Annotated in this window: 11 protein-coding genes and 2 pseudogenes; 4 read left to right on the top strand and 9 right to left on the bottom strand. The window is 35.1% G+C overall.

Features of this window, described 5'->3' with window-relative positions:
- Window positions 1-13 precede the first annotated feature (13 nt).
- From rpoB to GM3709_RS20540, 6 genes and pseudogenes are all read right to left on the bottom strand, one after another.
- Entirely contained in the window at window positions 14-3,280 is a 3,267-nt protein-coding gene (gene rpoB, locus GM3709_RS15030; RefSeq protein WP_066120870.1) for a DNA-directed RNA polymerase subunit beta, read from the bottom strand.
- A gap of 136 nt (window positions 3,281-3,416) precedes the next feature.
- A complete protein-coding gene (locus GM3709_RS15025; protein WP_066120868.1) occupies window positions 3,417-4,193 on the bottom strand; it encodes a TatD family hydrolase in 777 nt (258 codons plus the stop codon).
- A gap of 100 nt (window positions 4,194-4,293) precedes the next feature.
- On the bottom strand, window positions 4,294-4,590 hold the full coding sequence (gene rpsT, locus GM3709_RS15020; RefSeq protein WP_066120866.1) for a 30S ribosomal protein S20: 297 nt from the start codon (window positions 4,588-4,590) through the stop codon (window positions 4,294-4,296).
- A 173-nt stretch (window positions 4,591-4,763) separates the two neighbouring features.
- Window positions 4,764-4,862: pseudogene (locus tag GM3709_RS19325) on the bottom strand (type II toxin-antitoxin system RelE/ParE family toxin); the annotation flags it as partial.
- A gap of 36 nt (window positions 4,863-4,898) precedes the next feature.
- Window positions 4,899-6,165: pseudogene (locus GM3709_RS15015) on the bottom strand (IS701 family transposase).
- Window positions 6,166-6,223: 58 nt separating this feature from the next.
- A complete protein-coding gene (locus GM3709_RS20540) occupies window positions 6,224-6,367 on the bottom strand; it encodes a hypothetical protein (RefSeq protein ID WP_158506748.1) in 144 nt (47 codons plus the stop codon).
- 119 nt (window positions 6,368-6,486) lie between these two features.
- On the opposite strand from GM3709_RS20540, the gene GM3709_RS15010 reads away from it, so the two are divergent.
- The 4 genes from GM3709_RS15010 (at window position 6,487) to GM3709_RS14995 (ending at window position 11,324) form a co-directional block, all read left to right on the top strand.
- A complete protein-coding gene (locus tag GM3709_RS15010) occupies window positions 6,487-7,740 on the top strand; it encodes a tetratricopeptide repeat protein (protein ID WP_066120864.1) in 1,254 nt (417 codons plus the stop codon).
- Window positions 7,741-7,981: 241 nt separating this feature from the next.
- Window positions 7,982-8,944, top strand: a complete 963-nt coding sequence (locus tag GM3709_RS15005; RefSeq protein WP_066120862.1) for a glycosyltransferase family 9 protein — start codon at window positions 7,982-7,984, stop codon at window positions 8,942-8,944.
- A gap of 210 nt (window positions 8,945-9,154) precedes the next feature.
- Window positions 9,155-10,003 (top strand): bifunctional class I SAM-dependent methyltransferase/HIT family protein, encoded by an 849-nt coding sequence (locus GM3709_RS15000; protein WP_066120860.1) that lies wholly within the window; start codon window positions 9,155-9,157, stop codon window positions 10,001-10,003.
- Between the two features lie 28 nt (window positions 10,004-10,031).
- Window positions 10,032-11,324, top strand: coding sequence for a sorbosone dehydrogenase family protein (locus GM3709_RS14995; RefSeq protein WP_066120858.1), 1,293 nt, complete (start codon window positions 10,032-10,034; stop codon window positions 11,322-11,324).
- A gap of 168 nt (window positions 11,325-11,492) precedes the next feature.
- On the opposite strand, the gene GM3709_RS14990 is transcribed toward GM3709_RS14995, so the two are convergent.
- From GM3709_RS14990 to kaiC, 3 genes are read right to left on the bottom strand one after another with little or no spacing between them, the layout of a single operon-like run.
- On the bottom strand, window positions 11,493-12,269 hold the full coding sequence (locus GM3709_RS14990; protein ID WP_066120855.1) for a TIGR01548 family HAD-type hydrolase: 777 nt from the start codon (window positions 12,267-12,269) through the stop codon (window positions 11,493-11,495).
- 22 nt (window positions 12,270-12,291) lie between these two features.
- On the bottom strand, window positions 12,292-12,903 hold the full coding sequence (locus tag GM3709_RS14985) for an alpha/beta hydrolase (protein ID WP_066120852.1): 612 nt from the start codon (window positions 12,901-12,903) through the stop codon (window positions 12,292-12,294).
- A gap of 33 nt (window positions 12,904-12,936) precedes the next feature.
- Window positions 12,937-14,457, bottom strand: coding sequence for a circadian clock protein KaiC (kaiC, locus tag GM3709_RS14980; protein ID WP_066120850.1), 1,521 nt, complete (start codon window positions 14,455-14,457; stop codon window positions 12,937-12,939).
- Window positions 14,458-14,493 lie beyond the last annotated feature (36 nt).

Genomic DNA, 14,493 nt, shown 5'->3' with positions numbered 1-14,493 from the left:
GAGTGTTAATTATTTAGTATTCATCGTCGTCGTCTTGACCTAAACTAGCTAGATTTTCATAAGTAGGACGTTTGGGGGTACGATTACCTGAATCCATAAGGTTAATTTCTACTTCTTCTTGTCCATCTAAAACTTTATGGACAGATACATCTAACCCTAAAGATTGTAATTCTCTCAACAGTACTTTGAAAGATTCAGGAGTACCGGGACGAGGAATTGTTCTGCCTTTGACGATCGCATTTAAGGCTTCATTACGTCCTTGCATATCATCAGATTTAACGGTTAGTAACTCTTGTAAGGTATAGGCCGCACCATAGGCTTCTAATGCCCATACTTCCATTTCTCCGAATCTTTGACCCCCTTGTTGTGCTTTACCACCGAGAGGTTGTTGTGTAACCAGAGAGTAAGGGCCTGTTGATCGAGCATGAATTTTATCATCAACCAAGTGGACTAATTTGAGCATATAGGCTTTACCCACAGTAACTGGTCGATCGAAGGGTTCACCAGAACGACCATCATACAACTGAATTTTACCCGGATTATCTTCATCAAATACCCATTCTTTGCCCGGTTTTCTAGCCGCTTCTCGTAAAAGATCGTTAACCGTATTACGGGATGCTTCTTCACCATACATCTCGTCAAAAGGTGTCATTTTGAAACGATAGCCCAACTGTTCTCCAGCCCAACCTAAAAGACATTCAAATACTTGTCCCACGTTCATCCGAGAAGGCACACCCAGAGGATTTAACACAATGTCAACAGGACTTCCATCAGGCATATAAGGCATATCTTGACGAGCCAAAATACGAGAAATAATTCCCTTATTACCATGTCGTCCTGCCATTTTATCCCCGACTTGGATTTTTCTTTTTTGAGCAATATAAACTCGAACCACCATGTTTGCACCAGGTGGCAATTCGTCTCCTTGTTCACGGGTAAAAACTCGGACATAAACAACCCTTCCTTTTTCTCCGTTAGGAAGACGCAAGGAATTATCCCGTACATCTCTGGCTTTTTCTCCAAAAATGGCTCGTAATAATTTTTCTTCAGGGGGTTGATCTGATTCTCCTTTAGGAGTAACTTTCCCTACTAAAATGTCTCCTGATTCTACCCAAGCACCCACACGAATAATACCCTGTTCATCAAGGTTTAAAAGGGCATCTTCCCCAACGTTGGGAATTTCACGAGTAATTTCTTCAGGGCCAAGTTTTGTTTGACGGGCTTCTATTTCATGTTTTTCAATGTGAATGGTAGTGTAAATATCTTCTTGAACTAAGCGCTCACTGATTAAAATAGCATCTTCGTAGTTATAACCTTCCCATGGCATATATGCTACGGTGATATTATTTCCTAATGCTAATTCTCCGCCTTCGGTAGCAGAACCATCGGCTAATACTTGTCCGGGTACAACATCTTCTCCTTCATCGACTAAAGGACGTTGATTTAAACAAGTATCTTGGTTCGATCGTTCGTATTTTTGGAGATTATAAACAATTTCACTATTATCTTTTGTTTTTAGCTTGATTTTTTTCGCATCAGCGTAGGTGATAGTACCATAATCACGGGAAACAATGACCATTCCTGAATCCCGTGCGGCTTGACCTTCCAAACCTGTACCTACTAAGGGACGTTCTGCTCGTAATAAGGGTACTGCTTGACGTTGCATATTCGATCCCATCAAGGCACGGTTAGCGTCATCATGCTCTAAGAAAGGAATCATGGAAGTCGCCACAGAAACGATTTGCACAGGAGAAACGGCTACATAGTCCACCTGCGTTGGTGAAGTGGTAGAAAATTCTTGACGGTAACGAATAGGTACACTTTCTCCTAAGATTACACCATTTTCATCGGTAGATAAATCTCCGGGGGCAACTCTTTTATCGTCTTCTTCATCAGCAGTGAGATATTCTGGCGGTAAATCCCAGCGTACTTTGCCGTTTTCGACTTTATAGTAAGGAGTGGCGATAAATCCATATTCGTTAACACGAGCATAGGTGGCTAATGAACCGATTAACCCTGCGTTGGGGCCTTCAGGAGTTTCTACGGGACAAATACGTCCGTAATGGCTAGGGTGAATATCACGCACGGCAAAACCAGCACGATCACGACTTAAACCACCAGGGCCTAAAGCAGAAATACGACGTTTGTGGGTCAATTCCGCCAAGGGATTTGTTTGATCCATGAATTGGGATAACTGGGAAGATCCGAAAAACTCTTTAATGGCTGCTACTAAAGGTTTTGGGTTAACAAGAGCCGCCGGAGTTAAGGTATTGGGATCACCAACAGTCATTCTTTCCCGAATAATTCGCTCTAAACGGGATAAACCAACTCTAACTTGGTTTTGAAGTAATTCTCCCACACTGCGCACTCGACGATTCCCGAGGTGATCAATATCGTCAACTTTACCGATGTCAAATTCAAGGTTAATTAAATAGTCAACCACGCACAAAATATCTTCAACAGTTAAAACCCTGATGTTTTCCGCTACATTAAGACGCAGTTTTTTGTTCATTTTGTAACGTCCAACTTTGCCTAAATCATAGCGTTTAGGATCAAAGAAACGGGTTTCTAACAATGCTTGTCCACCGCTTACGGTAGGGGGTTCACCGGGACGTAGTTTGCGGTATAGTTCCATCAAAGCGTCATCAGTACTAGGATTACCTTCTTTTTCGAGGGTTTTTTCGTAAAATTCAGGGTGACGGAGTCGATCGAGTATTTCACGATCGGTTAATCCCATGGCTTTTAAGAGTACTTGGGCGGAGATTTTGCGAGTTTTGTCAATTCTTACCCACACAACGCCGTGTTTGTCAGTTTCAAATTTTAACCACGCTCCTCGGTTGGGAATAACAGAAGCGGAGTAGGTTCTTTTACCGTTTTTGTCTAATTCTGACTTAAAATAGACCCCCGGAGATCGTACGATTTGATTGACTATGACTCGTTCTGCACCATTAATCAAAAATGTACCTCTATCAGTCATCAAAGGTAAGTCACCAATAAAAACTTCTTGCTCTTTACGTTCGCCAGTTTCTTTGTTTAATAGTAATGTAGGGACATAAACTTGTACTGAGTAACTAGCATCTCTTTTTTTTGCCTCTTCAATATAGTACTTAGGTTCTTTGAGACGATATTTTTCGCCGATGAAGTGTAATTCAAGTTTACCTGCGTAGTCTGTGATAGGGGTAAAACTGTTGAGTTCTTCAATAATACCATGCTCTAAAAACCACTTGTAGCTAGAGCGTTGAATTTCGATTAAATCAGGTAACAGTTCTTGGGTTCTCATAAGTCAGTTGTCAATTATCGGTTATTTGATTATCGTACGAGTTGGAGTAATTAATAAGTAGTATAATAGTAAAATGTATGTAGAATATAAACTTTATCTGTTGTCATTCTCCATTTCTAATTCCTAATTATTATTTTTAAATATTAAATAATCTACAGGCATTGTCATAGGTTTGTTGAGCGATCGTTTCCAATGATTCTCCTCTAATTTGGGCTAATTTTTCCGCTACATGGATAACATAAGAAGGTTCGTTTCTTTTTCCTCTATGGGGAGAGGGGGCAAGGAATGGGCAGTCAGTTTCAATTAGAAGTCGATCGCTTGGTACAATCAAAGCACTAGCTTGTACTGTTTTAGCACTTTTAAATGTAACAACACCACTAAAGCTAATATACATTCCTAGGTCTAAAAACCATTGAGTCTGTTCTGGATTTCCTGCCCAACAGTGCATTACTCCTGTTATTGTGCCTTTTTCTTCTATAAATTTACACAAAATATCCCGTAGAGTACTAGAGGCATCTCTACAGTGAATAATAACTGGTTTATTCAATTGTTGAGCAATATCCAATTGTTGCCAAAAAACCTCTTTTTGTAGTTCTTGTTGATCATCTTTATAAAAATCTAATCCCATTTCACCAATGGCGACAACTTTGGGATGAGATATTGCTGATTGTAAGATTTGTTGGTAGGTTTTTTGCCCTTGCCATTTCTGAGCATCTAACGGGTGTAAACCTACGGAACAGTACAATTCAGGAAATTGTAAAGACAACTTTTTAATACTCTCAAATTCGTCAGGATGGACACAGGAGTGAACTAATTTATTTATTCCTGCGGACTGCCAACGGGCAGATACTGAATCCAAATCTTCTTTGAATAAATCAAAGTTTACATGAACATGGGTATCTATTAGTTGCATTGTTGATCAGTGATTGAGTTATCATTCATATCCCGCACTTAAAATTAAGGTAAGGGATTAACCATCATAACACGGAGTTGTTTATAGTTTTAGGTATATGTTAAGAGGCTTGAGGTACCGCATTTTTTAAGGCTCTAGCTAATCTAGCTTTTTTTCTGGCACCATTATTTTTATGATAAACGCCTCTTTTTACGGCTTTATCAATTTTGCTGTAAGCTATAGACATGGAACTTTGAACAGTTTGCAATTGTTCATCACTAGGAGCAGAAGCATAAGCCTCTACAGCGAGAAAATATTTTTTCATTAAAGTTTTAACCGCCGATTTGTAAGTCTTGTTACGCATACGGTTACGTTCGTTGATGTCGATTCTTTTGAGTGCAGATTTTGAGTTAGCCACTATCTTATTCTTATATCCGTTACTTGATTAAATATATAGGTTTTGTTTTAATACATTCAAATTATCTATTTTAACTTCGATCGATACTATTGACAAGGGGTTATTTTTTTTATAGTAAGTAATAAGGAATTGAAAATTGAGAATTATCTATTATCCATTAATGACTAAATATGCTATTGATAAACATTTTTTCGATGAGCTATCTTAATGATAATTACTTGAATTGTTAGATTATCAATTTCATAAATTATCCGATAATCCCCCATAGGATAACGATAATAACCTCCTTATCGGTACTTAGACAAAAATTATGCCAAAATAAACCCTAAACTTGCTTTATATTAAGCTAAACACTTCCACATTATCTTTTAACCATTGAAAGAAACGAAAAGACACTGCTGTCCGAAACGCTTCCAATGCTCTGCAAAAGTATTTAAGGGTTTATTTCCCCATTGCCTTCTCAATCCCCCTGTCAAACGATGCCATTGAATAAAAGTATAGGCGCAAAATACCAATATAAAATGTCTCATTAAACTTCTTTTATTTCTGACTTGGTATTCTGATAAACCTAACCATCCCTTAATTTCACGGTAAAATACTTCTATCCAATTTCTTTGTGTATAAGTTTCTACTATCCAATTTCCATTGACTTTTTCCCCTGTTTCATTGGTCATTAAATAATCAATATCTGTGGACTTTTCAAAACTGGGAGCATTCATGACGATAGCTAGGGTTTTTATTCCTGATAAGGCTGATAATTTAATTTTTATGGTTGCTACCCAAAGAGTTTTTTCTCTATTTTTACCTGTTTTTATTTCTTCAAAACTCTCTTGAGGTAATAATTTAGCTATTTCATCTATTCTTTTTTCAGACTCTCTCAAATCTTCTTTTACTACTTGTACTAATCTATTTTTTGCAATAATTCCTATATATTTTAAATTTTTTTGTTCTAATTTTTCTAATAAATTAGTATTGTTCCCATAACCCCCATCCATTAAAATTATTTGAGGATGGTAATTTCGGTTTAAACATTTTTCAATTAAATTAAAGGCAATATCGGGTTTTTTTTGAAATTGTGGGTCATCTTTTCCCAAGGGGAAATTTTCCGCTTTTTCATATAATTCAACGTCTAAGGGAAAACTTCTGACCCCATCATAAATGTGGGTGGTGACTGCGGATATTACCATTATCAGTTTTGCCAATTTCACCAATATATTGTCGTCCCACACAGTCAGTAAAATTGCCACTTTTACGATGACCTGAATCATCGATAATTAAAGAGAAAGAGCGACTTATTTTAGTTTGACGACATGAGGCAATAATTTCTAGTCTTTTATTATTTACCTCATCATAATTCCAAGTGGATTCTGTTAGGAAATGATGTAACTTATGATAAGTAATATCAAGATTATTATGGGCAATTTGAGTGAGATTTTTTCTTTGAGAATCACCTAATAAACCGCCCAAATAATTTCTAAACTCTCGTTTTTGTGCTTTTGTTTTTAATACAGGGTCTATTTTTTGGCACCAACGCTCGAAACAGGGTGGCATTGATGAAGATGTGATTTCTTTCATTTTGACCTAAAAACAATATAATGTAAATATTATAGCTTAATTGTTGTTATTGTTTTGTCTAAGTACCGTTAACTTTTATATCTTCAGTATCGGTATTTTCCTTGTTTCTGTTGCTAGTTTCAATACTGCTACTATCAAGAGTTTCCTGTTGCGATAATGTCGTATCTACGATCGAACTTGCCCTTTCTCGCCACTTTCTCATAATTTTTTCCCGAATGTTGATGTTTCTATTCTAAGCTCACTTATCAGAGATTATCAAGAAATGAGAAAAAATCTTTTAAATGAGGTTATAATATAAGGTATCTAGTAGAGAGAAGAAAAATGATACCGACAAAATTTTTGCAAAACATAACCAAGCATTTTGGCATTACCGAAGGAGAGTCAGAGGTTTTATCAAGGGCAATTCAAGGGGAATCCGTCGATGACATCGCCAAAGACTTAGGCATTAGTAAGGATGCTTTACAAAAAAGATTGGGGGAGGTTTATAAAAAATTCCAGATATTCGGTTTTGGACCAGGTAAATTAGCGAAATTGCAACAAAGATTAGTGGAAGAATATCAAAAATATCGTCAAAACCAGAATGATAAAAGTGAGATTTTAACGGAGATAGAAAATGATAATTTAGATTTGCCTCATTTATCTGAGCAAGAGCAACAATTATTATATGTGTTATTGCTGAATAAAGAGGGAATCAATTTAAGTCAAATTCAATCGGATATTTTTCCTAATATTAGTTTAGGAGAAGTATTAATTATGGTAGGGAAAATGCTTAAAGATGGATTATTACAGGAGAAAAATGAAAATCAGGAAAATAAATTTATTTTAGGCAATAATATTAAAGTTGATTTAGAAAAGCACTTAAAATTTAAAAGTAAATTAATCATCGAAAATCCAGACCTTGATAATTTAACATTGAGTAACTTATGGCAAAAACTAAGTTTAATTCACGATGAAAAAAATTTACCAAATGATCATATTTTAAATAAAGAGTTAGGAATTTATTTTAACGATCGAGGTTATGATGCTTATTTATTATGGGAGTTAAATACTGCTCAAAAATACTTTTTAACCGCATTAAAATTTGATGAAAATTTACCTAATATTTATTACAATTTAGGTTTGGTTTATGAAAAAATGCAACAATGGGAATCGGCAATAAATTATTTTCAACAAGGATTCGAGCAAAATCTAAATTATCAAGCCTTAGTAAGAGTAACGGATATTATGATTTTACAAGGAGAAATTGATACAGTGAAAGAAAAGATTATCAGTGTTTTAGAAAAGGTAAATAATGAGGAGATAAAAAGTAAATTGTTAACGAATTTAGGCTATAGTTATTTTTTAAGCAAAGATAACCTCAAAGCAAGGGAATATATAGAAATAAGTTTGGCTATTAATCCTAATTTACTCATTAGTAATTATTTGATGGCGGAAATTTTAGAGGAGGAAAATAAAGAAAAAGAAGCCTTAAAATATTGGCAAAACTGCTTAGATTTAAACTCAGAAAATAAAACTCGATCAGGTTTAGAATTATATGGAGAGTTAAAAGCAAAATTGAGACTTAAATTGATTTAATTTTATTACAAAAAAACATAACTGTTACTTTATACCGTCTATTACACTCAAATATCGATCGTCCATTAGTTCTTTCTCAATGATGAATATTACACGATCGATTAGACTTTTCCAAAAATTATTATTTTCAACGAGGGATCATTTTTTCAACAAAACCCTAAATAATCGTTACAAAATAGGTTTATTGGGAGTAAATCTTTTAGAATTAAGCTGATATAAATAAATTAGATAAGTCATCTCTATGCGCATTTTAGCTCTTATTCCGGGGGGGATTAGTGATCAACTTCTTTTCTTTCCTACCCTCAAAACTCTTAAAGAACAGTATCCACAGGCTATTATAGATGTTATTGTGGAACCTCGATCGAAAAACACCTATAGAGTTTGTAAATATGTACAAGAAGTACTGGTGTTCGATTTTCAGGATCGTAATGGTTTAGCTGACTATCTCAATTTACTAGGAATGATTAGAGATAGAGAATATGAATTAGCCATCACCCTTGAGAAAAATTGGGCAGTAGCTTTCTTGTTATGGCTTGATGGTATTCCTGTGAGAGTGGGTTACAAAACAAATAATTCATGGTTTATTAACAATCCCATCGCTCAAAAAACGGAACAATATACGGCTTCAATGTATCATGATCTTCTTACCGCCTTAAATATTCATACTCCTTGTCCAGATCTTACCATTAATGTACCAAAAGACGACATCGATTGGGCAGAATCAGAACAACAACGACTCAATCTTAAAAGTACTGGTTATATATTAATTCATGGGGGAGCTAGTCCTCTCACTGTACGTCAAGGTATTAATAAAATTTATCCTGTACCAAAATGGCAAAGGATAATAGAGGATATTCAAATGAAACAACCTAATTTACCGATCGTGCTATTATGTGGCCCTGATGACATAAATTGGACTAATGAAATGTTAAGTTTATGTCCAACGGTTAAAGTTATTAGTCCTCCTGATATGGGTAAATTGGCGGCAGTGATTGCCGGGGCGAATTTAATGTTATGTACCGATAGCGCACCTATGCAATTGGCTGTAGCCGTTGGTACTTATACCATCGCACTTTTTGGGCCTACTCAAGCTAAAAAACTGTTACCTTCTAATCACGATCGTTTTATTGGTCTTCAATCTTTGAGTGATAAAATAGCAGATATTCCCACAGATAAAATTTTAGAACAAATGTGGAAAAATTAACAATTAACAATTAACAATTAACAATGAATAAAAAAAATTCGACTATGGGGTTATCAAGGTAAGTCGAGATGCACCAACCGTCGATGGAAGTCGAAGTATGCAGTGCGGTATATGAAACTATTAGTCTTTTAATGAATTACACGGTAGGTTATTGATTAAAAGTCTATTCGTTATTCACTATCCTTCTTTTGTCAGTTTCCTATTTCAACTATGACAGAAAATAAATATAGTCATTTAACGGCAATAGAAAGGGAAAGTATCTCATTTCCCGCAAAGTATTTATTGAAAAATGAACTGTTAAAAGGAGATATATTAGATTTTGGTTGTGGTTTTGGTAAAGATGTCGAAATTTTAACAAAAAAAGGGTTTAAAGTTAGCGGTTATGATTCTTATTATTTCCCAACATATCCTCAAGAAAAATTTGATACTATTTGCTGTTTTTATGTCTTAAATGTACTTTTTAAAGAGTCACAAGAAGAAGTAATTATGGCAATTTCTCAACTATTAAAACCTGAAGGAAAGGCTTATTTTGCTGTAAGACGAGATTTAAAAACAGAAGGTTTTAGAAAACACTATATTCATAAGAAAAATACCTATCAATGTTGGGTTAATCTTCCTTTTAAATCGATATATTTAGATGAGTTTTGCGAAATTTATGAGTATCGTCATTATAATCAAGAAAAACATAATAAGGATAGATGTATCTTCTGTAATCCTTATGCTAGATTAACTTTACTGACAGAATCTAGTTTAGCTTATGCTATTTTAGATGGTTATCCTCTTAGTAAAGGTCATAGTTTAATTATTCCAAAAATTCATACAGAAAACTATTTTGATTTATCTTTTTTTCACCAAAGTCATTGTTGGCAAATGGTAAATGAGGTACAAAAAATTATTACGAAAAAATATAATCCTGATGGTTTTAATATTGGGTTTAATGTTAGTCAAGCTGGAGGACAAAAGGTTAAGCATACCCATATTCATTTAATTCCTCGTTACTCAGGAGATAATAATGGTAAAAAACACGGAATTAGATGCGTTATTCCTTTTAATAATTAAATTTATAAATTCTTACTAAATATAGATAATGAAACTAAAATATTTATCTTTTTTACTTATATTCTCGATCGTATCCTGTGCAATCAATGTAAATCAAAAACCTTCTGTTTCGCAATCTCCAGAAGTCTCATCAATATCTACTCAAATATTAAATCCAAAACCCATTAAAATTACATTAGATGAATTACCTGAACCTTTTATTTCAGAAAGTGCATCTCAACCACCACAAATTTTACCGATTCCTTCATCAAAAATCTTTAATGTGCCTGTAGGTTTTCAAGTCAATATCTATGCAGAAGGTTTGAATAATCCCCGTTGGTTAACTTTAACTCCTGATGGTAATGTTTTGGTAACGGAAACGAGAGATAATCGTATCACTTTGTTACAGGATAGCGATAATGATGGGGTTGCTGATAAACGTTCAATTTTTGCTGATGAAAGTAATGGTTTAAATATTCCTTTTGGTATGACTTTTACTTCTGAATATTTCTTTCTGGGAAATCATGATGGGATAAGACGTTATGATTATAGTCAAGGACAAAATAAGTTGCAAGATGAAGGTATCTCGATCGCATCTCTACCCGGAGGAGGTTATAATCAACACTGGACTCGTAACGTGGTTGTTTCTCCTGTAGAAAATAAATTATACGTCTCTATTGGTTCTCGATCGAATAATAGTATTGAAGAAATACCCCGTGCATCAATCCAAACAATGGACTTTGAAGGTAATAATCAAAAAACCTTTGCTTTTGGTTTACGCAATCCAGTGGGTTTAGATTTTCATCCCGTCACAAATAAACTATATACCACCGTTAATGAAAGAGACGGATTAGGAGATGATTTAGTACCAGATTATTTCACCCATGTTAAAGAAAATGGTTTTTATGGTTGGCCTTTTAGCTACTTATCCTCTAAATTATTAGATCCAAATCACATTGTCAATGGTAAGAGTATTAACCCTGAATTAGTTAGTCAAACTATAACTCCTGATATTTTAATTGAATCTCACTCAGCACCTTTAGGACTACAATTTTATGATGGTCAAACTTTCCCTGAAAAATATCGCAATGGTGCATTTGTCGCTTTTCGAGGTTCATGGAATCGCAGTCAAGGTACAGGATATAAGTTAGTATTTATTCCTTTTGATGAGACAGCTAAACCCAAGGGTTATTATGAAGACTTTTTAACAGGATTTTTAACGGATGTGTCTATTCCTTCTACTTGGGGACGACCAGTTGGATTACTTATCATGCCTGATGGTAGTATGTTATTTACAGAAGAAGCTAATGGTATTATTTATCGAATACAATATGTTGGTTGATAATTCGATTTCCTTTGATTAATGATTTTTGGCGTTGCTGATTTAAACTATGATTTTTGATTGAGGTAGGGAAGAGGGAAAAGGCAAGAGTAGTAATATTTAGAATCTTGAAAAACTATTGTTAGTAAAAGTGTTTCATGTCGCAATTAACCAACGCCTGATTTTTTTTTACAATATATATTGTTTAAAATCTGTAGCTTTTGATATTACTCGATCGGCACCGGCGGTTAATAATTGATGACTATACTTTTGACTAATAATTTCATCACTGTAAATATGCGGTGGTAAAACTCCTAGGGCAATCCACTCTCTTTCTGGTTTAATTTCCCTAGCATTGACGATAGTTGTCATATCTGCAACAGTATCACCTAAATACATGATGGGCAATGATTTAGGTAAAGATAGTTTGGTTTCTATTAATTCTACTGCTAAAAATAGTCCCGTGGGATCAGGTTTGCCCGGTGCGTCTTCCATTGCCACTAATACGGGATTATCTAACCCTAAACGATATTTCAAAATATACTCAGCAGAACCTCTGGTCGCACCGCTAAAAAAGCCCCATGCTAAGTTATTATTAGTTAGAGTGGCAAAGTATGCTCGATCGACTAATAAAGGTTCAGTGGTAATATAACCTTCCCATGTTTCGGGTTTATCTGGTTGACTGCCACGATAGCGACACTGAAAAAAATGGACGATTTCTGAGTAAGGGTAAGTAATCTCGGATCTCAATTTTCCTTCACTTTCATAATAACGGTAGATTAATTCTTGTGAGCCTTCCCAGTCATTATTCCATATACCTTCTGCTTTTAGATTGTCAATATCTTCCATTTTTGGACGATAAGCATTATTTGTAAAATATTCTACCGTATCAGCTAAAGCTCTACGATAAGAACCTGTTACATCTCGAATTACTCCATCTATATCAAAAATTACGATCGCTTCCATCATTTAATAATAAATAAAATTTTTAGAATTTTTTAAGAATTTTTAGTACAAAATCTCTTACTAGGTGCATTTCTGCGGGGATAATTTCATGGGCAATGTCATACTCTTTATATTCTACTTTTACTCCCACTGCTTCTAATTTTTTTTTCGCAGATTGGGCGGTATTAATCGGCACAACGGGATCAAGTTTTCCATGACAAATTAATGTAGGTGGAAATGGATTTCTGTCAGCTGTCGGCTCAAAATGTAAATAACCACTCATACTAACAATTCCGGCTAAGGGTAACTGTAAACCCACATCTAAACTCATAGCACCCCCTTGAGAAAAACCACCGACAATAGTTTTAGAAAGAGGAATTTTTGTTCTATCTTCTAAGGATAATAACCATTGATAAAATTGATCTAAACTGGCTTCTATTCCTTCATTTTCATTCTCCAAAGCATACCATGCTCTTCCTCCCGGTACTTGATAATGAGGATAAGGTGCATTGGGAAATAAGTACAAACAAGAAGGCAAATTTAACATGGAAGTAAGAGCCGTTAAATCATGATAATTAGCCCCCCAACCATGTAACAATACAAATACAAATTCAGGTTTTTGATTATTTTTAGGCTCGATCGAAATTACATCCATAAATAATAATTAATGTTTGTTGGAAAATTTTTGTTATTCATCAAATAGGTTACTAAGACGCTCAACTTCAGTCTGAGTTGTGTACATGGGTGTACCAGCCAAAATACCCGTAACGTTACGAAATGGATGCCCTATGTGCATACCCTTATGATCAATAGTAAACTCTCTAATATCTTTATCGTGCATTGATCCCCGCATTTTTAGTACTGTTATACCTCTACGCATTTCTCCATACATTTCCACATAACGCAATAAAATAATCGAGTCTGTAATAGTTGAAATGTGAGCTTCCGTAATAGATGAGCCACCTAGTAAAGTAGGTGTAGTAGAAGTAAATAAACCGCCGATTTCCTGTTGTTTGATGAAGGAAGTTAAACCAATGATAAATTCACGGAAACCCTTAAGATTAGAGACTCTTTCTAGGGCAGAAAGACTATCCACCGCCACTCGATGAGGTTTAAATTCTTTGATAGTTTCTTTCATATTGATAAGATGGTTTTCTAATCCAGTAGTTTCAGGATAGCGACAGACAACTTTTAGTTTACCGTCTTTTTCCATCTGCTGAAAGTCAACACCCCAACCCGTAGCATTTCGGAATAATTGTTCTCTACTTTCTTCAAAGGCAAACACTAAACAACGTTCATCATTTTGCACTCCACCAGCCATAAACTCTGTTACCATAAGAGTCTTACCCGTACCTGTAGCACCCGACACAAGAATAATCGAGTCTCGAAAAAATCCTCCACCACACATCCTATCCAATTCACCACTACCAGAGGTAATCCTAATATTAGATGAATGTTGCTCTAATTCGATCGCACTTAAGGGTACAACTACCATACCTTGACGGGGAATGATTGTAAAAGGATATTCTCCTTTTTGATGATCTGTACCACGATACTTTAAAATTTCGATCGTACGGCGACGTTTTTCATCATTTAAGACATTACGCAAGATAACCACATTATCCGCCACAAATTCTTCTACTCCATAACGGCTTATATCTCCATATTCTTCTGTACGTTCAGCCGTCATAATGGCAGTTACATCTAATTCTCTCAATGCAGAAGCTAACCGAAATAAATCATTTCTCACTTGAGCGCTATCCGCTAAATGACTAAAAATAGCACCTAAAGAATCTAAAGATACCCTTTGTGCGGAGTATTTTCTAATAGCATATTCTATCCTTGCGATTAAAGCGCCTAAATCATATTCTCCTGCTACCATAGGAGTTTCTCCCGGTTGAGGTGACGCATCAACAAAAGCCCATTGTCTATTTTTCTCCCACTCCCGTATTTTCCAACCAAAACCCGACATATTGCGTCTAATAGCTTTAGGTGGTTCTTCAAAAGTTACAAATACTCCATTCTCTCCTAATTTAATTCCTTCCACCAAAAATTGCGAAGCAAAGACAGTTTTAGCACTTCCTGCTGTACCTGAAATGAGTGTCGCTCTTCCTTTAGGTAGTCCACCTTCCGCTAAAAAATCAAATCCCGGAATCCCTGTTTCGAGCTTCTCTATGTAGTCAATCTCTAATTCAGCTTCTTGACTCATTCATTTTCTCTCTATAATCAACAATAATATATTATC

This window comes from Geminocystis sp. NIES-3709 (assembly GCF_001548115.1).
Classification (GTDB): Bacteria; Cyanobacteriota; Cyanobacteriia; order Cyanobacteriales; family Cyanobacteriaceae; genus Geminocystis.
Note: the sequence above shows the minus strand (reverse complement) of the source record. Positions and strands in the feature narration are given on the sequence as shown.

Bases quoted from the DNA above. Each gene is read 5' to 3' on its own strand.
- GM3709_RS15010 (WP_066120864.1), top strand. From the start codon at position 6,487: ATGATACCGACAAAATTTTTGCAAAACATAACCAAGCATTTTGGCATT.
- GM3709_RS14995 (WP_066120858.1), top strand. From the start codon at position 10,032: ATGAAACTAAAATATTTATCTTTTTTACTTATATTCTCGATCGTATCC.
- GM3709_RS20540 (WP_158506748.1), bottom strand. From the start codon at position 6,367: ATGAGAAAGTGGCGAGAAAGGGCAAGTTCGATCGTAGATACGACATTA.
- GM3709_RS14985 (WP_066120852.1), bottom strand. From the start codon at position 12,903: ATGGATGTAATTTCGATCGAGCCTAAAAATAATCAAAAACCTGAATTT.
- rpoB (WP_066120870.1), bottom strand. From the start codon at position 3,280: ATGAGAACCCAAGAACTGTTACCTGATTTAATCGAAATTCAACGCTCT.
- GM3709_RS14990 (WP_066120855.1), bottom strand. From the start codon at position 12,269: ATGGAAGCGATCGTAATTTTTGATATAGATGGAGTAATTCGAGATGTA.
- GM3709_RS15005 (WP_066120862.1), top strand. From the start codon at position 7,982: ATGCGCATTTTAGCTCTTATTCCGGGGGGGATTAGTGATCAACTTCTT.
- GM3709_RS15000 (WP_066120860.1), top strand. From the start codon at position 9,155: ATGACAGAAAATAAATATAGTCATTTAACGGCAATAGAAAGGGAAAGT.
- GM3709_RS15025 (WP_066120868.1), bottom strand. From the start codon at position 4,193: ATGCAACTAATAGATACCCATGTTCATGTAAACTTTGATTTATTCAAA.
- kaiC (WP_066120850.1), bottom strand. From the start codon at position 14,457: ATGAGTCAAGAAGCTGAATTAGAGATTGACTACATAGAGAAGCTCGAA.